Source organism: Pseudanabaena mucicola FACHB-723 (assembly GCF_014696385.1).
In the GTDB taxonomy this organism is placed as follows: Bacteria; Cyanobacteriota; Cyanobacteriia; order Pseudanabaenales; family Pseudanabaenaceae; genus Pseudanabaena.
Map to the genome: position 1 here is coordinate 91120 of NZ_JACJQB010000002.1, position 21222 is coordinate 112341.

General features: G+C 44.6%; 22 protein-coding genes. 10 read left to right on the forward strand and 12 right to left on the reverse strand.

Features of this window, described 5'->3' with window-relative positions; translation table 11 throughout:
- Nucleotides 1-119 precede the first annotated feature (119 nt).
- The 5 genes from rpsK to ilvD all read right to left on the reverse strand — a co-directional run bounded on the left by rpsK (nt 120) and on the right by ilvD (nt 5698).
- On the reverse strand, nt 120-515 hold the full coding sequence (gene rpsK, locus H6F41_RS02035; RefSeq protein WP_009628986.1) for a 30S ribosomal protein S11: 396 nt from the start codon (nt 513-515) through the stop codon (nt 120-122).
- Nucleotides 516-535: 20 nt separating this feature from the next.
- Nucleotides 536-919 carry a 30S ribosomal protein S13 gene (rpsM, locus tag H6F41_RS02040; RefSeq protein WP_009628987.1) on the reverse strand — a complete coding sequence of 128 codons (384 nt, stop codon included), beginning with the start codon at nt 917-919 and terminating at the stop codon, nt 536-538.
- 275 nt (nt 920-1194) lie between these two features.
- The gene (locus H6F41_RS02045) at nt 1195-1827 is read right to left on the reverse strand and encodes a LabA-like NYN domain-containing protein (RefSeq protein WP_190401812.1); all 633 of its coding nucleotides are present in this window, start codon (nt 1825-1827) and stop codon (nt 1195-1197) included.
- A 469-nt stretch (nt 1828-2296) separates the two neighbouring features.
- Nucleotides 2297-3880 carry a methionine--tRNA ligase gene (gene metG, locus H6F41_RS02050; protein WP_190401813.1) on the reverse strand — a complete coding sequence of 528 codons (1584 nt, stop codon included), beginning with the start codon at nt 3878-3880 and terminating at the stop codon, nt 2297-2299.
- A 132-nt stretch (nt 3881-4012) separates the two neighbouring features.
- A complete protein-coding gene (gene ilvD / locus H6F41_RS02055; RefSeq protein ID WP_190401814.1) occupies nt 4013-5698 on the reverse strand; it encodes a dihydroxy-acid dehydratase in 1686 nt (561 codons plus the stop codon).
- 88 nt (nt 5699-5786) lie between these two features.
- Here ilvD and H6F41_RS02060 point away from each other — a divergent pair, with 88 nt between their 5' ends.
- Nucleotides 5787-6203, forward strand: a complete 417-nt coding sequence (locus tag H6F41_RS02060) for a hypothetical protein (RefSeq protein ID WP_190401815.1) — start codon at nt 5787-5789, stop codon at nt 6201-6203.
- A 2-nt stretch (nt 6204-6205) separates the two neighbouring features.
- Here the strand turns inward: H6F41_RS02060 and H6F41_RS02065 are convergent, their stop codons facing one another.
- The 6 genes from H6F41_RS02065 to H6F41_RS02090 all read right to left on the reverse strand — a co-directional run bounded on the left by H6F41_RS02065 (nt 6206) and on the right by H6F41_RS02090 (nt 12901).
- Entirely contained in the window at nt 6206-6646 is a 441-nt protein-coding gene (locus H6F41_RS02065) for a nucleoside deaminase (protein ID WP_190401949.1), read from the reverse strand.
- A 56-nt stretch (nt 6647-6702) separates the two neighbouring features.
- Entirely contained in the window at nt 6703-7122 is a 420-nt protein-coding gene (locus H6F41_RS02070) for a hypothetical protein (protein WP_190401816.1), read from the reverse strand.
- A gap of 111 nt (nt 7123-7233) precedes the next feature.
- Nucleotides 7234-8112, reverse strand: coding sequence for a hypothetical protein (locus H6F41_RS02075; RefSeq protein ID WP_190401817.1), 879 nt, complete (start codon nt 8110-8112; stop codon nt 7234-7236).
- A gap of 59 nt (nt 8113-8171) precedes the next feature.
- The gene (gene glgA, locus H6F41_RS02080; protein WP_190401818.1) at nt 8172-9548 is read right to left on the reverse strand and encodes a glycogen synthase GlgA; all 1377 of its coding nucleotides are present in this window, start codon (nt 9546-9548) and stop codon (nt 8172-8174) included.
- Between the two features lie 145 nt (nt 9549-9693).
- Nucleotides 9694-12021 (reverse strand): right-handed parallel beta-helix repeat-containing protein, encoded by a 2328-nt coding sequence (locus H6F41_RS02085; RefSeq protein ID WP_190401819.1) that lies wholly within the window; start codon nt 12019-12021, stop codon nt 9694-9696.
- 139 nt (nt 12022-12160) lie between these two features.
- Nucleotides 12161-12901: a response regulator transcription factor gene (locus H6F41_RS02090; protein ID WP_190401950.1), complete on the reverse strand. Its 741-nt coding sequence runs from the start codon at nt 12899-12901 to the stop codon at nt 12161-12163.
- A 304-nt stretch (nt 12902-13205) separates the two neighbouring features.
- On the opposite strand from H6F41_RS02090, the gene sds reads away from it, so the two are divergent.
- The 6 genes from sds (at nt 13206) to crtD (ending at nt 17372) form a co-directional block, all read left to right on the forward strand.
- Entirely contained in the window at nt 13206-14189 is a 984-nt protein-coding gene (sds, locus tag H6F41_RS02095) for a solanesyl diphosphate synthase (RefSeq protein WP_190401820.1), read from the forward strand.
- Nucleotides 14190-14259: 70 nt separating this feature from the next.
- Nucleotides 14260-14949, forward strand: coding sequence for a Uma2 family endonuclease (locus tag H6F41_RS02100; protein ID WP_190401821.1), 690 nt, complete (start codon nt 14260-14262; stop codon nt 14947-14949).
- A 108-nt stretch (nt 14950-15057) separates the two neighbouring features.
- On the forward strand, nt 15058-15282 hold the full coding sequence (locus tag H6F41_RS02105) for a type II toxin-antitoxin system HicB family antitoxin (protein WP_190401822.1): 225 nt from the start codon (nt 15058-15060) through the stop codon (nt 15280-15282).
- A 61-nt stretch (nt 15283-15343) separates the two neighbouring features.
- Nucleotides 15344-15556, forward strand: coding sequence for a type II toxin-antitoxin system HicA family toxin (locus tag H6F41_RS02110; protein ID WP_190401823.1), 213 nt, complete (start codon nt 15344-15346; stop codon nt 15554-15556).
- Between the two features lie 5 nt (nt 15557-15561).
- Nucleotides 15562-15792, forward strand: coding sequence for a type II toxin-antitoxin system HicB family antitoxin (locus H6F41_RS02115; protein ID WP_190401824.1), 231 nt, complete (start codon nt 15562-15564; stop codon nt 15790-15792).
- 68 nt (nt 15793-15860) lie between these two features.
- Nucleotides 15861-17372, forward strand: coding sequence for a C-3',4' desaturase CrtD (gene crtD, locus H6F41_RS02120; protein WP_190401825.1), 1512 nt, complete (start codon nt 15861-15863; stop codon nt 17370-17372).
- Nucleotides 17373-17383: 11 nt separating this feature from the next.
- Here the strand turns inward: crtD and H6F41_RS02125 are convergent, their stop codons facing one another.
- Entirely contained in the window at nt 17384-18454 is a 1071-nt protein-coding gene (locus H6F41_RS02125) for an NAD(P)/FAD-dependent oxidoreductase (protein WP_190401826.1), read from the reverse strand.
- Nucleotides 18455-18465: 11 nt separating this feature from the next.
- On the opposite strand from H6F41_RS02125, the gene H6F41_RS02130 reads away from it, so the two are divergent.
- The 3 genes from H6F41_RS02130 to clpP all read left to right on the forward strand — a co-directional run bounded on the left by H6F41_RS02130 (nt 18466) and on the right by clpP (nt 21207).
- On the forward strand, nt 18466-18771 hold the full coding sequence (locus H6F41_RS02130) for an FHA domain-containing protein (protein ID WP_190401827.1): 306 nt from the start codon (nt 18466-18468) through the stop codon (nt 18769-18771).
- Nucleotides 18772-18975: 204 nt separating this feature from the next.
- A complete protein-coding gene (tig, locus tag H6F41_RS02135) occupies nt 18976-20364 on the forward strand; it encodes a trigger factor (RefSeq protein WP_190401828.1) in 1389 nt (462 codons plus the stop codon).
- Nucleotides 20365-20517: 153 nt separating this feature from the next.
- A complete protein-coding gene (gene clpP, locus H6F41_RS02140) occupies nt 20518-21207 on the forward strand; it encodes an ATP-dependent Clp endopeptidase proteolytic subunit ClpP (protein WP_277873973.1) in 690 nt (229 codons plus the stop codon).
- Nucleotides 21208-21222 lie beyond the last annotated feature (15 nt).

A 21222-nucleotide genomic window follows, 5' to 3' on the forward strand; every position in this document is an offset into this window, starting at 1 on the left:
CGACTTAGTCTGCAAGAGTAAACGAAAATCAAAGGAAGTTAGAAAGTAAGCTAAATAATTCAGTAAACAAGTAAAAATCACAGCGCGATCGCTAGTGATATTTGCCAAGGTCTGAATTTTTACACACGTCTGCGCTTTGGAGGGCGGCAGCCATTATGAGGGATAGGAGTAATATCACGGATGAGGGTGATCTCTAAACCAGCAGCTTGTAAAGCTCTAACTGCGGTTTCACGTCCTGAGCCGGGACCTGTAACCATTACTTCCACTTGACGCATCCCTTGTTCCATCGCTCTTCTTGCTGCCGATTCAGCAGCAGTTTGCGCAGCAAAGGGAGTGCCTTTCTTTGCTCCCTTAAAGCCACTAGCCCCAGCGGAAGACCAAGAAATTACATCGCCAACGGTGTCTGCAATCGTGACGATAGTGTTGTTAAAAGTAGACTGGATGTAAGCGACTCCATTAGGGACGTTGCGCTTGTTTTTGCGTGCGCCAGTTCTACGAGTTGTTTGACGAGCCATTGTTTCGTATTAATCCTTACTTACTTCTTACCTGGAGCCTTCTTCTTACCTGCGACTGTGCGACGACCGCCACGACGGGTACGAGCGTTGGTGCGAGTACGTTGACCACGCACAGGAAGACCCATACGATGGCGACGACCTCGGTAGCAACCAATGTCTACTAGACGTTTGATGCTTAAACCTTCGAGACGACGCAGATCGCCTTCTACTTGAAAGTTGGATTCTACCTCTTGGCGTAAAGTTGTTACTTCAGGATCAGTAAGTTCTTTAACCCGCGTATCAGGGTTTATTTTGGTAGCTGCTAAGATTTTTTTGGCGCTAGTTAGACCGATTCCGTATATATACGTTAGTCCTATTTCGATGCGCTTGTCACGAGGAAGGTCAACTCCTGCAATGCGAGCCACTATAAGTCTCCCAATTTGTTGTCAGTTTTCAGTGTTATGTTTGTCCCGACACACCGCAAGTTAAAGGGGGGTGCAGAACGGATGGCTGTACAACACTATCTTCGCGAGAGCGTGCGTTCTATGCAGTGGGTTAGCTACAATCGGCAGAAGCAAATTACGAAGACGTAATATTTTACAGCGAACTCTATAATATATTGACAATGGCAACTTCTGTCAATATTTTTTAGGATTAGGTGCAATTTACTAGGGTAAAGTTGCAATGTCTTGGGTAAAAACTAGCTATCGCGATCGCTATCTATGGATGTGAGTCCAGAGATGGGGCGATAGGTATAGCTAGCAATTGATGGTGCTGCATTGGGGGATTGGGGACGAGATATTTTCATAATGTCGTCCTTGATTGCTTCGAGGTCAATATAGCGATCAGCAACGTTAATCAAGTGATCACTGGTCATTGATCTCAAACTCACTACTTCGACGCGAACACCTCGATAGCTAGCAGCATCTACGGCGTAGGCGAGATCCCCATCGCCACTGACAAGTACGGCTGTGTCATAGGAACCAATGAGCGCCATCATGTCTACGGCAATCTCGACATCAAGGTTAGCTTTTTTGGAGCCATCAGGAAGCTGAACTAGTTCTTTAGATATGACTCGATAGCCGTTACGACGCATCCATAACAAGAATCCCTGTTGTTTCTCATTGGTGCGATCAACACCTGTATAAAAAAATGCGCGTAATAGACGCGAGCCATCAGTCAGACAGAGAAGCAACTTGGTGTAGTCAATTTCGATTCCCAGTTGCAGGGCCGCGTAAAAAAGATTTGAGCCATCAATGAAGATGGCAACCCGCCCTCGATTTTCTAAAATTTGGTCTGGCTTAAAGCCAGAATCTTGCTCAAAAGGTAACATATTTTTGCCTATAGAACGCTTGTTATCTAGTGCTGCGGGATGAAGCTTTGGTATTAGCATTGATACTTAAAACCGTCCTAAGTTGTGTTTACCTAATTCAGAAGAACCTCTTAAAATTTTTTAATAAACCCAGTCACTAAATTTTTTAGATTTAGTATTCGGACGTTAAAAGTAACCTTTTTAATAAATAAATTTGCTTTACCCCAAGACTATTTGAGAGTTATTTAAGAAGAGATATAGTAAATCAGTTCCGAGTAAATCACAGATAAATCTCAAGTAAACAGAGAACTGTAAAACGAGTTTTTTATAATAAGAACACAAAGGGAATAATTATATTTTTATAACCTATCCTCAACTATACACTATAAGTAAATATACTTAGAGGTATAGATTTTCAGGACTTTAATAGTTAATAAATTACAAAACTTAAAACTAAAATTAGGACTAAAAACAAAAACTAGCTGAGTATTTAGTTGATCTCAATTCGCTGAAAGATTGGGATAGGAGGGGTAAGGGATGTACCTGATCTTAGTATTCCCCAATTTGTATGACTCCAATCAGGAGGATCTGTTTCGTCGAAGCTTAGCCCCAGTTGCTGGTATGCGGAAATGCTAAGTTGCGGTGTAATTGGCGATAGTAAGTACACCGCTATTCTCACTGCTTCTAATAAAGTGTACAAAACTTCATTCACTTCTTGTTGCTTGCCAGCTTTAAACTGCTTCCAAGGTGTCGTCTCATCAATTAGTTTGTTGCAATTCCAAATTAATTCTAGAATTTTTTCACAGGCAGCCCGAAAGTTAAGATTTTGGTAGTCAAGATTTACGCGGCTGCCTAAACTTTGCGCTTGTGCGATTACTGCGTTAATTAGGTCTGAAAATTCATGAATATGGCTGGGATCATGTGCAGGAATGGTTTGTTGGCAATATTTGTTTGCCATACCAAGGCTACGATTTAGTAAGTTACCAAGGCTATTGGCAAGGTCGGCATTGACGATCGCAATAAATCGATCTTCGGCAAAGTCTCCGTCTTTGCCAAATTCAATTTCTTTGAGGAAGTAGTAGCGAATTGGATCGGAGCCAAAGCGATCAACTAGGTCGTAGGGATCGATGGTATTACCCAAAGTTTTGCCCATTTTTAAACCATCTTTTGTCAGTAAACCATGACCAAAAACACGCTTTGGTAGCTCTAGCCCTGCGGACATGAGCATCGCTGGCCAGTAAATTGCATGGAATCTGAGAATATCTTTGCCAATGATGTGCAGGTTGAAGGGATACCACTTTTTAAGGGCGTTGGTGAGGGTTGGCTCATCGTCGGGATCGAGTAGAGCGGTGACGTAGCCAAGGAGGGCATCGAACCAAACATAGATCGTGTGACTAGGATCGGTGGGAATGGGGAATCCCCAATCAAGGTTAACGCGGGAGATGGAAAAGTCCTGCAAGCCTTGTTTCATGAAACCTAGAACTTCATTGCGGCGGCTTTCGGGCTGGATAAAGTGGGGATTGGCTTCGTGGAATTGATCAAGGGCATCTTGGTATTTGGAGAGACGGAAGAAATAGTTGGGTTCGTCGCGCCATTCACAGACGACGTTGGTGTGAGTGGGGCAGTGGTGACTGGCGGGTAATTCACGTTCTTCTTTAAATTCTTCACAGGCGACGCAGTACCATCCCTTTTGTTGATTTAGGTAAATATCGCCTGCGTCATAGACCCGTTGAAAAAATTCATTGACGATTGCTTGATGTTTGGGAGCGGTGGTACGAGTAAAGCGATCGAAGCGAATATTAAACTTTTCCCAGAGTGTATAGAATTCAGCAACAGTGCGATCGCAATGTTCTTGGGGAGACAGATTATTTTTTTCGGCAGTACGCTGAATTTTTTGTCCATGTTCATCGGTGCCAGTTACAAACATGACAGGATGCCCCTTAAGCCGATGGAAACGCGCAAAAGCATCAGCAGCAATTGTCGGGTAAGCACTACCAATATGCGGACGATCGTTGACGTAAAAGAGTGGTGTGGTTAGTGCAATTGGTTCTAGGGCGTTTTGTTCGGGGGACATGGGGGACTCAGTTCAGGACTGTTACCATTTTGCAAAAAAATGGCAGTAAATTTAATATTTTTTCTAAAAATTGCGATTAAATATAAACCTCTTAAAGAGATGGCGCACGCGCAGCGTGCGCCATCTCTTTAATTAGAACAAGTCTAAGTCAGTTACAGCACCTTTACTGCTGGTGGAAACAAGGGTGGCATATTTTGCCAATACACCCTTGGTATAACGAGGAGCGGGGGGCTTCCAGTTAGCGCGGCGGCTAGCGAGTTCATCATCACTAACATTGAGCTGAATCAATCGCTGATGAGCATCAATGGTGATTGAGTCGCCTTCGTTGACCAAGGCAATTGTCCCGCCAACATAGGCTTCTGGGGCAACGTGACCGACGACCATGCCATAGGTTCCGCCAGAAAATCGTCCATCGGTAATCAAGCCAACAGAATCGCCTAGTCCAGCACCAATAATTGCACTGGTGGGGGCAAGCATTTCCCGCATACCAGGGCCACCCTTGGGACCTTCGTAGCGAATCACGAGGATATCTCCAGCATTGATCTTGTTTGCCAAAATCGCATCTAGACAAGCTTCTTCTGATTCAAACACGCGGGCTGGACCAGTGATAATCGGATTTTTGACACCAGAGATCTTGGCAACTGCACCTTCTTCAGCGAGGTTGCCTTTGAGAACGGCAAGGTGTCCTTGCTTGTACATCGGGCGCTCCCAAGGACGAATCACATCTTGATCGGCACGAGGTTCGGCAGGAATATCCTTGAGGACTTCTTCTACGGTTTGACCTGTGATCGTGATGCAGTCGCCATGCAATAAGCCATGAGCCAACAACATTTTCATGACTTGGGGAATACCACCTGCTTTGTGGAGGTCGGTGGCTACATATCTACCCGATGGTTTGAGGTCACAAATAACAGGAACACGCTCACGGATACGCTCGAAGTCATCAAGATTCCACTCAACACCTGCGGAATGTGCAATCGCTAAAAAGTGTAGTACCGCGTTTGTCGATCCTCCCACTGCCATGACTACGGAAACAGCATTTTCGATGGATTTACGAGTAATGATGTCGCGAGGACAGAGGTTATTGCGAATTGCATTCACCAGAATTGTACCTGCCAATTCTGTGTTAGCTGCTTTTTCAGGGGAAACGGCGGACATGGTAGAGGAATATATGGGACTCATGCCCATTGCTTCAAAGGCTGACGACATTGTATTTGCCGTATACATTCCCCCGCAGGAGCCAGCCCCCGGGCAAGCATTGCGCTCAACGGAGTTGAGTCTTACTTCATCAATACGACCTGCGCTATATTGACCGACAGCTTCAAAGGCACTAACTACAGTTAGATCTTCGCCATCAAGATGTCCTGGTTCAATCGTACCGCCATAGATAAATACGGCGGGAATATTCATTCTTGCCATGGCGATCATTGCCCCTGGCATATTTTTGTCGCAACCACCGATCGCTAAAACGCCATCCATACTTTGACCAGTACAAGCCGTTTCGATTGAGTCAGCAATGACATCACGGGAGACTAGGGAATATTTCATGCCCTCAGTTCCCATGGAGATGCCGTCGCTAATGGTGATTGTCCCGAAAACTTGCGGCATCCCATTGGCAGCACGAATACCGGCCTCGGCGCGGATGGCAAGGGGAGCAATGCCCATATTGCAAGGGGTAATTGTACTGTGGGCACTGGCGACACCGACAATTGGCTTTGTAAAATCTGAATCTTGGAAGCCAACTGCTCTGAGCATGGCTCGGTTAGGCGATCGCTGCACACCTTCGGTAATTGCACGACTGCGGCGATTATCAGACATAGTTCAAATCTCTTGAGTTAGCTTTACTAAAACATTTTAGAATTTTTAGACCCCCGAACTATCAATTTGGACTATCGACAATTACCAAATGCAATTAATCAATCGTTTTAGTCGCTACGTTGTTCTTTGCTTCACTGCTAGCTTTTTACTGTATGGCTGTGGGGAGAGTAAGATTTCTCAATGTAACAAGATTGTGTCTGTAGCCAACAAAGCTAAAGAGCTAGCTGTGCCTAAGGAAATGGCGGGGTTGGTGACATCCGCCGAAGAGATTGAGAAAATTCGGGTTGAAGTCCAAGCGATCGCAGTCCAAGATCCTAAGCTTAAGGAATTACAGGCTGACATGATCGGCATGTATGGTGATGTATCTGTTGCTATGCAGGCTCAAGTTAAAGCCACAGAGGCAAAGGATGCTAACGCGCAGAAGAAGGCGAAGGAAGATTTAGATGCGGCGGTGAGTAGGGAAAGTAGCGTGGTGGACACAGTTAATGCGCTATGCAGTAAGTAGACCTAAGACTTATTCCTGATATTTCTAAACCAGTCTTGGAGCATTACTTGACATTGCTGTTCGCGAATACCTGCGATCACTTGCAGTTTATGAAATGAGACAGGACTGTCGGGTAAATTGGCGACTGTGCGAATTGCTCCTGCCTTGGGGTCATCAGCGCCATAGACAAGAGTGCTAATTCTTGATTGCAAAATTGCGCCCGCACACATAGGACAGGGTTCTAGGGTGACATAGAGAGTACAGCCATTCAGATGCCAATCTTTTAATATCTTTGATGCGGCTCTAATTGCGACTATTTCGGCATGGGCAGTGGGGTCTTGCTCTTGCTCTTTACGATTGACTCCCGTTGCGATCGCAGTTCCATGGCGATCGACGATAACTGCACCTACGGGGATTTCTCCTAATGCATGTGCATCTTTGACTAATGCGATCGCAAAATCCATCCAGCGATAGTAGGTTTGTAATTTGTCACTATCCAATGTGCTTGTGCTGCCCTAGTTTACTGATTGAAAATCTTGATGGTTTGGCGACTAAACTCTCGTAAGTTCTCAATTCCATCTTCCATCGGCACTTTATCCCCAAAAAATTGCCAATTATCCACTGTCGAAAATCGCCAACATTCACCTTTATAGTCATGACCACTAGCCTCGATGCCAATTGCCCGTAAATTACCATCGACAGGATCTTCGTATAGTCGAATCTGAAATAGAATGCTGCGAACCTTGAGCCGCCAACTTACCCCCGGAAAATGAAAACCCACATCAATTGAGTCTGGATCAAGTAATTTGCGCGTATCCGAATTATTAAGCCAAGGCTTCAGGTCAGAGCGAGCCGCAGGGTAAATTGCTTTAAACAAATTAACAATCGTGGCAATTTTTGTCGCTATTTCCACATTTCTGGCTTGTTCGGCAGCATTCACAGGGGATAACCTCACATAAAACCTAAAAAACAAGTTTTATCAGTCTTTGGTAGCTGATTTTAGCATCTGCTCACAATACAGCGAGTCAAATTGCGATCACTGTAGCCAGTGCTATATTTTCACAACTCGCAAATCAGAAATATTAGCAAATTGGGGCAATACGGAAGGATCTAAACTGAGGCGATCCAGTAACTTGGCTAATTCTTTACAGCAAGCCTCAGGGTTTTGATCAATTTGGTCTTGAGCAAACTTGATCATAATCCAGCCTGAATTTAATAAGAAATGCTCTGCCAGATCATTTTGCCTGACCGTTGCCGCCTGATCCGAAGCAGAGACAACCTCGATCGCAATATGAGCATTTAGCTCAGGGTCAACATAGGTTAGGGCAGGACTCCAATCATAATCAATGCTAGGAATATGAATCGTTAAGCCTTGATAAACCATTCCTGCTAAATATTGCTGAAGGGTAAGCCCAAACTTGGAGATTGCTAATTGTGCTTGATCGACAGGATCACCGATTGAGGGCAATGTATCGGACTGATTGCGTGGTGACATCTTGGCAAACAACTTCTGAAATTGCTGATGGCGAAACGCAAGGATACGGTCTGGGGAATTTGCGATCGCAAATGCTTGCTGATATTTAACTTCTTCGCGGGAATAATCTTCCAGCTTGGCAAAATAATTTTGAAGAAGATGCTGATGGTTTTGATATCGTTTTTTATAAGTCAAAAACTCAAACCGAATCCGCAGCACAATTCCGACTGTTCCCAAAATCAACAGAATAATCCCTAATTCTTTAACAGCAGCCGTAACAATGGCAACCACCACAATTAAACCAATACTTAGAAATATCGCTTCTTTGATCTGAATCGGTGCAGGGGGCGGCGGCGGAACACGGGGGAGTGAAGTATTAAATTTGAGCGCAACAGGTTTTGACTGAGCAATGCGCTGCACTTCTGGGGGAATGAGGATCGCGGGAAATTGACGCATTGTTGTAATTTTTACAAAAACTAAGGAGGTGCAAAACACCTCCTTAATTTTATGGAAATTTAGACGTTATCCAACCCCGGAATTGAGCGATATAGCTGGACATATTTCTCAGCAGAGGCTTGCCAACTAAAGTTATTACTCATGCCACGCTGTTGCAACAATCGCCAAGCATCGGTGTAGCGATAGCTTTCCCATGCGCGTACCATGCAGGTGTACATATCCAAAGGCTCATAGCGATCAAAACTAAAGCCCGTGCCAGTCTGGGCAATGGGGTCATGGAATGACACAGTATCAACCAGTCCACCTGTACGCCGCACGATTGGAACACAACCATAGCGCAGGGCGATGAGTTGACTCAGACCACAGGGTTCAAAGCGGCTTGGCATCAAAAAGGCATCAGAGCCAGCATAAACCCGATGGGATAGGGCGGAGTTAAATAAAATTTGCGCGGACATGCGGCCAGGATAGCGGGCTGCAATCTGCCAAAGTTGCGATTCATAATAGCGATCGCCTGTCCCTAGCACCACAAACTGAGCATCGGTATAGGCTAAATAACGTTCGAGGGTTTGCAGGAGTAAATCAATCCCTTTCTGCTCTACGAGGCGACCGACCATGCCAATCAAGAAAGTCGCAGGGCTAACTGCCAAGCCCAATTCTTTTTGCAAAGCAATTTTATTTACCATGCGATCATCAAGGGTATCGACAGAGTAATTTTGGGCTAGGGCAGGATCGGTGGCAGGATTTTCAAGCTCGGTATCGATACCGTTTAAAATTCCCCAAGGCTTGAGGAAGGAGAGAATACCTTCTAAACCTTCACCATAACCAGGGGTACAAATCTGTTGAGCATAGGTTGGCGATACGGTGTTGACGCGATCGGCATATTTAATGCCTGCCGCCATAGTGTTATGGGCATCCATGTACCAAGGAGTCCAAGTAGTTTTATCCAAAAACCAGCGCCAAGGGCCTTGATAGGCAAGGTTGTGAATTGTGAATACAGTGCCAATGTCGGAGACTTGGTGCATCCAGACAGGAATCATACCCGTATGCCAGTCATGGCAATGAATGAGATTGGGCTTCCAATAGTTCCAAGCAAATTCGGCAACAGCATTGGCAAACATAGTGAAGCGCCAATCTTCGTCTTCGCCACCATAGACGCGAGCGGGGATAAACGAACCATGCCCCATCAAATACAAAGGTACGTCTGTCCCTGGCAAGACTGTTTCAAAAATATCAAACTCCTGAAACATGGCATAGCCTTTCCATTTCCATTCAGGGTTTTCTTTAAGCTTGTCTGGGATTACGCCGTAGTAAGGCATGATGATCCGCACATCATGTCCCATTTTCTTGAGAATCGGGGGGAGTGCGCCCACCACATCTGCCATACCGCCAACTTTGGCGAGGGGAGCAACTTCAGCCGCTGCAAATAAAATTTTCATTCGTTGACCATTACTCTTATTTCAGGCTCTAACTATTTTCAGGCATAGTGCGATCGCAATTGCCGCAATTTTTACAAGAGGTACTTGCGAATTTACAAAGAAACCCCACGGTGTGGGGTTTCTTTGGGGCTTGATTTATCAGCTTTTAAGGAAAAGTACAGTCTGCGGTGGGAACTTGTACAGAATTATTTTGAACTCTATACTTACCAACTGCTCCGCCTATGTTGCCTCTAGCTGCAAGCTCATCTAACAGCACTGTATTAGACGTACCCACAGCAATCTCCATGCTTAGCCCTTCTAGTTGCAATCCTGATGGTGCTGAACTCTGTCTACGGAATAGATAATCAAGACTAGATGTGGGATTGTCTAAGGTATTGCCCTCAAATCTGACACAGAGAGTAGCAGTATTTTGCGATCGCAAAATGATTGCTGCATCGTCAGCACTGCCTGTTTCTGTATTTGTGAGAGTATTATTCTGCACTGCTGCTCGAACAGACGATTGCCCTCCATTTGCCGTTTCTCCGACGCGTACCTGAATTGCTGCCCCGCCGACATTACTGATCTGATTATTAGCGATCGTCGTTGTCCCAACAGAACCATCAACTGCACCAAAGCTAATACCCTTATTCACGATATTGTCGAGTGTATTATTAGTGATATTGATTGTGGCATTGGCAAAGTTACCCAGATTGATATCAATACCATCTGCGCCATCATTAGCCCCTGTAATATTTTGAATAGTATTACCCGTAATATTTACAATGGCATTAGCAGCCGCAGTGCAAGCAGGCAAATCAGCATAGACACGACAGAGACTAAACTCAATTCCGTCAATTTCGACAACACCTGCGGTGGCAGTGTTATCTCTAACAATATTGTTGGCAATCGTTAGATCAGCATTGCCTGTGTTGTTGCGTACCAAAATACCAGCTTCCACATTAGTTTGAGTGTCAGGCTGGATCGTATTAACAACCGTATTTCCAGAAATTACAGCAGTACCACTGACATTATCAAGACGAATCCCTTCTGCGATCGCATTGCTAACTTGGTTATTCAGGATATTCGTATTGCCACTTGCACCAACCAACACAATTCCTCGTCCTGAAGTGCCGACACCCGTACTAGAAGGAGCTGTAATGGTGACAATGTTATTGGCGATCGTCGCATTGACATTGTTGTTGCCAATGATGCCCGCATTCGCACCAGTTGCCACATCTTTATTGATGGCAAACCCAATCAAAGCTTGGTTTGTGCCGCCTGTTGCTAAAGTGACTGTATCGGTAATAATTGGGAAAACGCCAGTATCCGAAGGCAAGGGTAAACTTGTCAAAAAATTGCCACCCACAAGACTAGGTAGATTAATCATCGATGCAGCGCTAGAAATTACCTGCACTTGGTCAGGAATGGTAAAACCGCCAGCAGTTGGGGCAGGAAATCCTGCTGGCGCATAGGCAAACACAATTCCATCTGAGCCTAATGCCTCTGCATTGGCTACAGCATCAGTAAAATTTGCATAACTCACTACATTAGGATTACCCAGTAAACCTGTCGTGTTGTCGGCAACGATAAAGAAACTATAAGGCTGACCAGTTAAGGGATTAATTACAATAAGTTGATCACGCACTGTTTGATTTTCAATCATCACTGAGCCATTTCGCACCACCGACTCATTCATCCGTTCCAACAAAGTTGGTGGTTTTGAGGATGGACGATTGCCAATATTCACGCCGATATTAAAGAGAATACTAGTGCCGAAAACACGGTCATTCTGAACCGAAATACCTGCATTAATCAGACTGCCATAGTATCCCAGACCACCTCGAATTCCTAATGCGCCCGTGCTATTTGCCGCCGTATAAAAATATGTGCCTGCATAGGGACGCAGGTAGCCATCAAGTCCTGTGATATTCAAGGTTGTGCCAGCTTCAACATCGACCCCACCCAATGCTGCATCGATACGGCGATCGCGATCGATACCAAACTGATTACCAATAAATTTGCCCGTACCGAGCAAGGTCTCGCCTAATTGGACGGTACTCTGACCAACGGGCATATAGGCATTGAGACGTAAGTCAAACGTCTCTGCAAAAAATTCTAACCCTGCGGAAATTTGTTGAAAAAAAAGTGCCCCCGTATCACGGTTATCGTAAGCCACATATCCCCCCAGAATATGCTTAGCAGCTTCATCAAGGGATCGATATCCAACGATCAAATTAGAGCCAATTTTGCCATTGTTAAAAACTCTGATTTGCGGTGTGACATACAAAAAATTGTCAGGAGTCTGATTGAGCGGAATTCGTAAACCAACGCTAGTATTACCATCAATGCCTGCTCCACCACCGTTATAGCGAAGTTGGGCATCTAATGGAAATGGATTAGTTTGACTAAGAGCTGCTGGAGCAATTCCTAAATTTATACATACTAAGGATAAGCAACAGGGTTTAAAGATTTCGGATACTGATAGTTTACGCATAGCCCTGACGATCTATTTCTCCTAGGAAAATCCACACGTTCCTATTTTGAGAGACAGAGGCTTAAAACCCATGTGTTGCCTAACACTTGGGTGTATAGAATTAACAAAAAAAGAACTTGCTATGCAAGTTCTTTTTTTGTTATTCAGCGACCGCGGATTCGTTTTGCTGATTATCGTTATCGTGGGGCAGCTCTAGGCAATAACCAGCACCATATACCGTCTTGATATATTTGGGATGGCGAGGATCTGGCTCTAGTTTGGTACGTAAATGGCGAATATGCACCCGAATCGTTTCGATATCGTCATCGGGTTCATAGCCCCATACCTCCTTGAGGATTTCACTAGGCGAAACAGTTTGTCCGTGGCGCTGAAGCAGACAATGCAACAACTCAAATTCTAGGTGCGTGAGTTTGACGGTCTTATTAAACCAAATTGCTTCAAAGCGTTCTGGTACAAGCGTCAGCGAACCAAAGATAAGTATTTCTCCATGTTTTGCGGTGTCAATGATGCGGTTAGTGCGTCGCAGTAAGGCACGGACTCGCGCCAACATTTCCTCAAGCTCAAAGGGCTTCGTCAAGTAATCATCAGCCCCCGCATTAAAACCCTCCACCTTGTCTTGAGTTTGCCCCATTGCGGTGAGCATCATTACAGGAATTTCTCTAGTGCGTTCATCACGGCGCAGCCTTTGGCAAACTGTGAACCCGTCAACCCTTGGCAGCATCAAGTCAAGAATGATCATGTCGGGCATCAACTGAATGGCAAGCGCTTGTCCTTTAATACCATCACTCGCTTGACTGACTTGATATCCAGCATGTTCGAGGTTTAGCGTGACCATTTCAGAGATTATCGGATCATCATCGATCAGGAGCAGCCTAGGCATCATTAGTCAAATTTCCATCTATACGATTGGATTACGATTTGTTAAATAATATATATCATGCCGATACATTGATATCAGGGTCAGTAATTTGCGATACCGATAAATATGGGTTTGGTTTCGTTTAGCTTGTTGCGATCGCAAAAAATTTCTGGCTAAAGGAATAGTAGGTACTTGCTGTCAGCTATTTACGTCTGTCTGAGCGATGTTGACCACAAAAACAGGTGAAGTCTATCTTCAACTCTTACAACATTCTCATACAATATATGAAGATATGTAAAAATTGATATAAAACTGGTTTATTCGCATGAGCCTTCCAACTACTTCTGTCACCGAACTTTTTGCACCAGTCAAAGATGACTTGCGTACTCTCACGGATAACCTGAAGCAGTTGGTCGGGGCAAGACATCCAATTTTGTATGCGGCGGCGGAACACCTGTTTGAAGCCAAGGGCAAGAGTATGCGCCCTGCCCTAGTTTTACTAGTCTCCCGCGCCACCATGACCGATCGCGATATTACCCAACGCCATCGCCGCCTCGCCGAAATCACCGAAATGATCCATACCGCCAGTTTGGTTCATGACGATGTGATTGACTCCGCTGACCTCCGACGCGGATTACCTACCGTCAACAATAGTTTTGGCAATCGCATTGCGGTACTAGCAGGGGATTTCTTGTTTGCTCAAGCATCTTGGTACTTAGCCAATTTAGATCACCTCGAAGTCGTTAAGCTTTTGTCCAAGGTAATCACAGATTTTGCGGAGGGGGAAATTCGTCAAAGTTTGACCGCCTTTGATAGCAGCTTGACTTTGGAAGACTATTTAGAAAAAAGTTTTTACAAGACTGCTTCGCTAATGGCAGGCAGTGCCAAAGCTGCGGGAGTATTAAGCGGTGTTGGTCAAGTACAGGCTGAACAATTATTTAATTTTGGCAAACATTTCGGCATTGCTTTCCAAGTTGTCGATGACATTCTCGATTTCACCAGCTCGACAGAGACCTTGGGTAAACCTGCTGGATCTGACCTCAAGCAAGGCAATTTGACTGCACCAGTTTTATTTGCTCTAGAGGAATATCCCCAGTTATTAGGCTTGATTGAGCGAGAATTTAGTGAGGTCGGTGATATCGAAAAGGCTTTGGAAATGGTCTACAACAGCCAAGGTATTAACAGAGCGAGAGAATTAGCGAAGAGTCATGTGATGTCGGCAATGACTGCCCTTGAGTGGCTACCTTCCTCTGAACCTAAGCAATCTCTGATTGGTTTAACTAACTACGTGTTAGATCGCTTGTATTAATTTGTATTAATATTCTGGGGAGTAACGGCTTGCGCCGATCTTCTTAGTGTTTAACCAATGAGGTGTAAGCATGGTTGCAGTATTAAGTATCGACAAAGCTGCTGAAAACATAATTGAGCAGAACCTAAATACTTGGGTCAAATCCTCTTGGGAAGAATTCGTTGAAGTTGCGGACGCTCCAAAATATCAAAAATATAAATTTTACTACTTCAATGGAGAAGCAAGAGTCGAACCTATGTCCACTGGCTCAGACCATTCCGACGATCATGCACTAATCGTAATGGCAATGGGTTTATTTATTGCTGTTAATGGACTAGTCATAAGAGGTAAGGATAATTGCTCTTATCGAAAAGTTAGTAATAAAGAAGTACAGCCTGATATTTCCTATTATGTTGGCGATCGCGCTCAGTTAATTCCTTGGGGGGCGGGTGTTGTCGATTTGGATATTTATCCTGCACCTGATTTAGCGATTGAGATTGCCAATAGCTATTGGGCGGATGATATTGGCAAAAAGCGCTTAATGTATGAAGATTTGGGCGTTAAGGAATATTGGGTAATTGATGTTAGGAATGTAGAAATTTTAGCTTTTACAATTACAGATTTTGATGGTGCTAAAGGGAGTTATAGAATTTCGCGATCGCAAATAATTACAGGTTTAGAAATTGCACTTTTAGAAGAAGCATTACGCTTGTCAAGAGAAAGTGATCATGGTCAGGCTACGTCATGGTTGTTAACGCAATTGCAAGAAAGTAAAAACTAGAGTTGCAAATCATAAAAACACAGCAAAAACAGGAAACATAATAAAAATCTATATTTTACCTAGAAATATACTGATTGAAAAAGTGGTTACAAGCCATGTCAGAAAATAATGCCACACGACAGCATGGTAATTATCTGGTCAGAAGAAGATGACTGCTATCTTGTCCATCTTCCCGACTTCCCATTTCAGAAATTTCATACCCATAGCAATACTTACGAAGAAGCTGCCAAACATGGACAGGAAGTAATTGATAGTTATCTTGAGATTTATCGGGAAGATGGAAAATCTCTGCCGCAGCCAAAAAATTCTTCGCAACTTTTGCGAGCAGCATAGAGCAAAATAGCTCATATTAGGGCGATCGCCTAAAATATCCTTAGACTGAAAACAAGCATCTATGCCCAAAAAGATTCGAGAATTAAAAAGTATGTTGCTGAAAGTAGGATTTACCAGTGAATCGGCAAAAGGAAGTCATTCCAAATGGTCGCATCCTAGATTATTACGAAAAATAGTTATTTCAGGCAAAGATGGAAGCGATGCCAAAAAATACTTAGAAAAGCAGATTAATGAAGCCCTAGAAGAACTCAGAAAACTCAATGCAGAGGAATAAAAATTATGCAATACACAATTCTCATTCAATGGTCTGATGAAGATAACTGCTTTGTTGTCTTTTTACCAGAATTTACAAATGTTATGCAGCCTTGCACTCATGGTGATAATTACTTAGAGGCAGTCCAAAATGCTCAAGAAGTGATTGAGTTGCTAGTAGAAACTGCCATAGAAAAGGGCGAACCATTGCCCAAGCGACAAAAATTTCAGGCAATTCCAGCTTTACAAGCTGCATAGATCGCAATCTGGTTCATGTCAGAGCGATCGCTTAGACTGGATTAAGAATTGTTAATCAGTTATAGCCAGTGTTGCGTAAATCTAAGCAAAAAACTCAACAGAAGATAATTGTCGTCGGGGCGGGAATTGGTGGCTTAACGGCGGCGGCTTTGTTGGCGAAACGTGGCTATGAAGTAATCGTTTATGACTTAGCAATCGTAGCTGGAGGCTGTGCATCCACATTTAAGCGTCGTGGATTTACCTTCGATGTCGGCGCAACCCAAGTTGCAGGGTTAGAGTCTGGCGGTATTCACGATCGCATTTTTAAGGAACTAGAAATAGAGCTTCCTGAAGCCACTCATTGCGATCCTGCCTGTGCCGTATTTCTGCCCAACGAAACTGAACCAATTAACGTTTGGCGCGATCGCAAAAAATGGCAAGCTGAGAGGCAACGACAGTTTCCCCATAGTGAAGCGTTCTGGCAATTTTTAGAGGATTTATTTTGGCGCAGTTGGCGCTTTCAAGGACGTGATCCAATTCTGCCACCACGCAATCTTTGGGATATGGGGCAGTTACTAAAAGCTTTGCGCGTCGATACCCTCGCAACAGTTCCTTACACCTTTTCGACGGTTGGTGATGCCCTCAGAGGATTTGGGCTAGCAGGCGATCGCCGCTTACGCACTTTCTTAGATTTACAGCTCAAACTATATTCACAGGTCAATGCCGAAGAGACGGCTCTGCTCTATGCTGCCACTGCATTGGCAGTATCCCAGACACCTCTAGGGTTATTTCATCTCCAAGGTAGTATGCAGGTATTAAGCGATCGTCTGATTGAGAGTATTGAGCGTGATGAGGGAAAGGTTTTGATGCAACATCAGGTCACAGCGATCATTGATCAAGGTAAACGTAAAAAGGTAGAAGTAAAAAATCTTAAAACAGGGGAATTATCGTGGGATGAGGCAGGTCATGTGGTGGCAAATGTGACCGTCAATAATTTTGTGCAGCTCTTGGGGGATGCTGCGCCCAAGGGTTATGCCCAAAGGGTCAAAAATCTGAAACCTGCATCCGTAGCATTTGTGGTTTATCTAGGTGTAACTAGAGATGCAATTCCCCAAGGTTGTCCACCCCACTTGCAGTTTCTCGAAGCTTATCAAGAAAACTCTACAGCTCATAAGCCGCACTCGCTCTTTGTGTCCGTCAGCAAAGAGGGTGATGGTCGCGCTCCCGCAGGTAAAGCCACGATTATTGCTTCGGAGTTTACCGATGCCGATGTTTGGTATGGCGATGATGATTATCAAGCACTCAAGGAAAAATTTACAAAACGAGCGATTGCTCAGTTAAGTCAATATTTCAATCTCAATGATCAAACATTGATCTATGTCGAGGCAGCAACACCGCAGACTTTTGCCAGATATACAGGACGCGATCGCGGCATCGTTGGCGGCGTAGGAATGCGGGTTTCCACCTTTGGCCCCTTTGGGTTTGCGACTCGCACTCCCCTCAAAAATATTTGGCTAGTCGGTGACTCAACCCACCCTGGAGAAGGGACGGCGGGAGTTAGTTATTCGGCAATGACTGTAGTTAGGCAAATAACTGAGTAAGTGAGGCTCACTTACTTAAGCGCAAAAGGCTGCCAAGGTAGATCGCTAGCACCAGTCAAGAGCAAGTCTCGCGTAATTTTTGCCGTGGCAGGAGCCATCATGATGCCATTGCGGTAATGCCCTGTGGCGATCAGCAAATGCTCATGGTCTGGCACAAACCCTAAAATTGGCGCTCGGTTTGACCTTGGTCTAGGACGATCGCCTGCCCATGTTTCTAAAACTTCGGCATCAGCAAAGGCGGGACACCATGCGATCGCATTTTCTAGCAACAGCCTCACATTTGCCTCACGCGGTAACTGCTCATACTCAAACTCGACGGTTGCGCCGAGCCAATATTGATCATCGCCTAGTGGCACAATGTTAAAATCTGAGCCATCTTCATTTTCCGCATGAACCACGTTCTGCAAATTGAGTTGAGGCACTTTAACTTTTAGCGCTTGACCGCCCACGGGTTGCAATAGTTCTTGAGCTTGATTTGGTAAAAACTGGGCAAGCAGAGCATTAGAACCGATACCCGATGTAATCACAATGCGATCGCAAGATAACTTGTTTAAATTCTGAACTGGGGACTGCCAAATAAATTTCACCCCATTTTGGGTTGCCGCAGTGATCAGCGCCTTGACTAGCTGGGTTGGATGCACAGCCCGATCGCAAGGACTAAATAAAGCTCCACTAGTTTGAAATTGTGGTAAAGCGTGAGATATTTCTTGCTGACCCAGACATTGCAACGTGAATCCTTGCTCTTGGCGAATGGCAATCAGCGATCGCAATTTAGTGATATCGGCTGCCCGATACAAATTGAAAATTCCTTGACGGTTGTAAAGAATATCAAGGTTAGTTTGCTTAATTAACTCATCAATTAAAGGGTCATAAGCCTGCAAACTGGCTAGGCGCAACTTCACCAAATCCCCCTTTGCCTTTGCGCTAGAAGCTGCCATCAACACCCCCAGCGCCGCGCCTGTTGAACCCAAGGCAGGTTTAGCGTTTGCCTCTAGGACTGTCACATCTAAATCTGATTTACTTAGTTCATAGGCAATCATTGCGCCGATAACGCCACAGCCGATAATCGTAACGGTTTTCATAAATTAATTTCGTGATTACACTAAATCTATTGCATTCTGCCCAAGCCAATCCCATCCAGACTTGGAAATTTACCACCAAGTCAATTATTCGGATTGGTCGAGCTGCTGATAACGACGTGGTTATCTCTAGTCCTACTGTTTCCCGCTACCACGTTGAGATCCATCATCAGCCCAAACAATGGCAACTTGTCAATATTAGTGACAATGGTACATACATCGATCAGCAACCAATTAACACTGAGGTTCTCGTAAATGGTGCAGTGATTCAGTTAGCAGTCAATGGGGCTAAGCTACAAATTCTTTTAGATCAAGCTTAGGCGATCGCCCAAATAGGTTATTTGTAAGCCTGTCTACGGCAGGCTTACAAATAACCTATTTTTATAATGAGAATTGCTGCGTCAATATCGTAATATTATAGACTTGGCATAAATTAACACTCGCTGATAGTGTTGCCAAAAAATGTTTTGTGAATTCTAGATATATTCAATCTAGGCATACTTAAAATCTAGGCATATTTAATAATGAAGGTCACTCTAGAGAAGCTTCCCGCCAGTCAAATTGGTTTTGACATTCAAGTAGAAGGAGCAAAGTCTCAAGCAATATACGATCGCGTTGTCAAAGAATTAACGCGCACGATGCAAGTCCCTGGTTTTCGCAAAGGCAAAGCTCCCACTCAACTTGTATTAAAGCAAGTTGGCAGTCAGAGAATCAAAGCCAATGTCCTCGAAGAGCTGCTAGAAAAAACCCTAAACGAAGCCCTTGCTGAAAATAAAGAAGTTAAAGATAAAGCTCTGGGTGGCTTTCAATTAATTACTGATATTGAAACTCTCGTCCAAACCTTCACTCCTGGACAAGATTTATCCTTTAAGGCGGCGATCGACGTTGAGCCAGAAGTTACCCTCAACAAATATCAAGGGTTTAGCGTCAAAGCCGAAGAGATTAAGCCAGACCTCAGCGAAGTTGATCGCACTTTAAGAGACTTTCAAGTCCGCAAATCAACCGTCGTACCTGTCGAAGATCGCCCTGTTGAGTTAAATGATGTCGTCACCGTTGATCTCAAGGTTCTTGATCGTGCTACTGGCGAAGAGTTAGACCAAGCAGGCGAAGAAGATTTACAATTGGATGTCGATGAAAAAGCCTTTGTGCCTGAAGTCATTCAAGCAATCATCGGCGCTGCGATCGATGATGTTGTTGAAGTTGACTCGATTTTCCCTGAAGAATATTACCCTGAAGAATATGTCGGCAAGGAAATCAAGTATGTAGTCACAATCAAATCGATCAAAGGCCGTGAGTTACCTGCCCTCGATGACGAATTTGCCGCATCGATCAGCGACAAACAAACGATCGCCGAATTGCGTGAAATGTTGGAAAAGCGCGTAATTGAAGAGGCTGAGTCCAAAACCCAAGCCAACAAAGAGCGTGCCGTCCTTGATGCCCTCACGGCTGAGCTAGAAGTTGAGCTACCCGCCACCCTCTTGCAACAAGAGCTAGATTTCTTGGTCAGGCAACAGGCTAGCTACCTACAAGATCGGATTGACCCTGCGATGGCAAAACAACTGTTCACCAAGGAATTGGTCGAAGAGATGCGTCGTCTCAATCAGCCAGAGGCAGTAACTCGTCTCCGCCGCAAGGTTGCCCTTGATGAAATCACCAAGCAAGAAAAACTAACTGTCGATGAAGCCGTACTCAAAGAAAGAGTTGCTAACACACTAGAAGCGCTCAAGGGTCAAAATATTGATCCTGCTCGCCTAGCCAGTGTCATCCGCGAAGAAATTTTGACGGAGCAAGCAGTTGCTTGGTTGATCGAAAATTCGGAAATTGAGCTAGTTGAACAAGGCTCGCTCAAGCCAGACACCCCAGAGGTGGACGCGGCTAATGCAACCATTGATGCAGCATCAGAAGAAGTCTAAGTTCTAAAAATCCAGATGGGAAATTGCTGAGCAATTTCCCATCTGGATTTGTTTAGCGGTGCAAAGCTGACTACCAATCACAATTTTTGAGGCATAATAGCTCTTAAGTCGGTATGGTATAACTCAAGCTTTGCTTGGGACAGCGTTAACATTATGGTGAATTCAAAACGAATGTTCCCTTTATCCAGTCAATTAGCATCCAGTCAATTTGCGATCGCATCGACCCAAAATCAGGTTGTGCCGATGGTAGTCGAGCAATCAGGTAAAGGCGAAAGAGCATTTGATATTTTTTCGCGTTTGCTGCGCGAGCGAATTGTCTTCTTGGGTTCGCAAGTAGATGACACCAGCGCCAACCTGATCATGTCGCAGCTCCTATTTTTAGAGGCTGAAGATCCTGAAAAAGATATTTACCTCTACATCAATTCCCCTGGTGGATCGGTATATTCTGGCATGGCAATCCTCGACACCATGAACCATGTTCGCCCCGATGTTTGTACAATCTGCATGGGGTTAGCCGCGAGTATGGGCGCGTTCCTATTAGCCGCAGGTGCAAAGGGTAAGCGCATGTCTTTACCCAATGCCAGAATCATGATTCACCAACCCCTCGGTGGCGCTCAGGGACAGGCGGTGGATATCGAGATTCAAGCAAGGGAAATCCTCTACATTAAGCGATCGCTTAATGAGATGTTAGCCGCCAACACAGGTAAACCCCTCGAACAAATCGAGCAAGATACCGAGCGCGATTTCTTTATGTCCCCCGCAGAAGCTCAACAATATGGTTTAATCGATCGCGTTTTAACCAATTCCCGCAGCCTTCAATCCCCTGACCTCTCTCTAGTCTAGCCACAGCGAGATAGC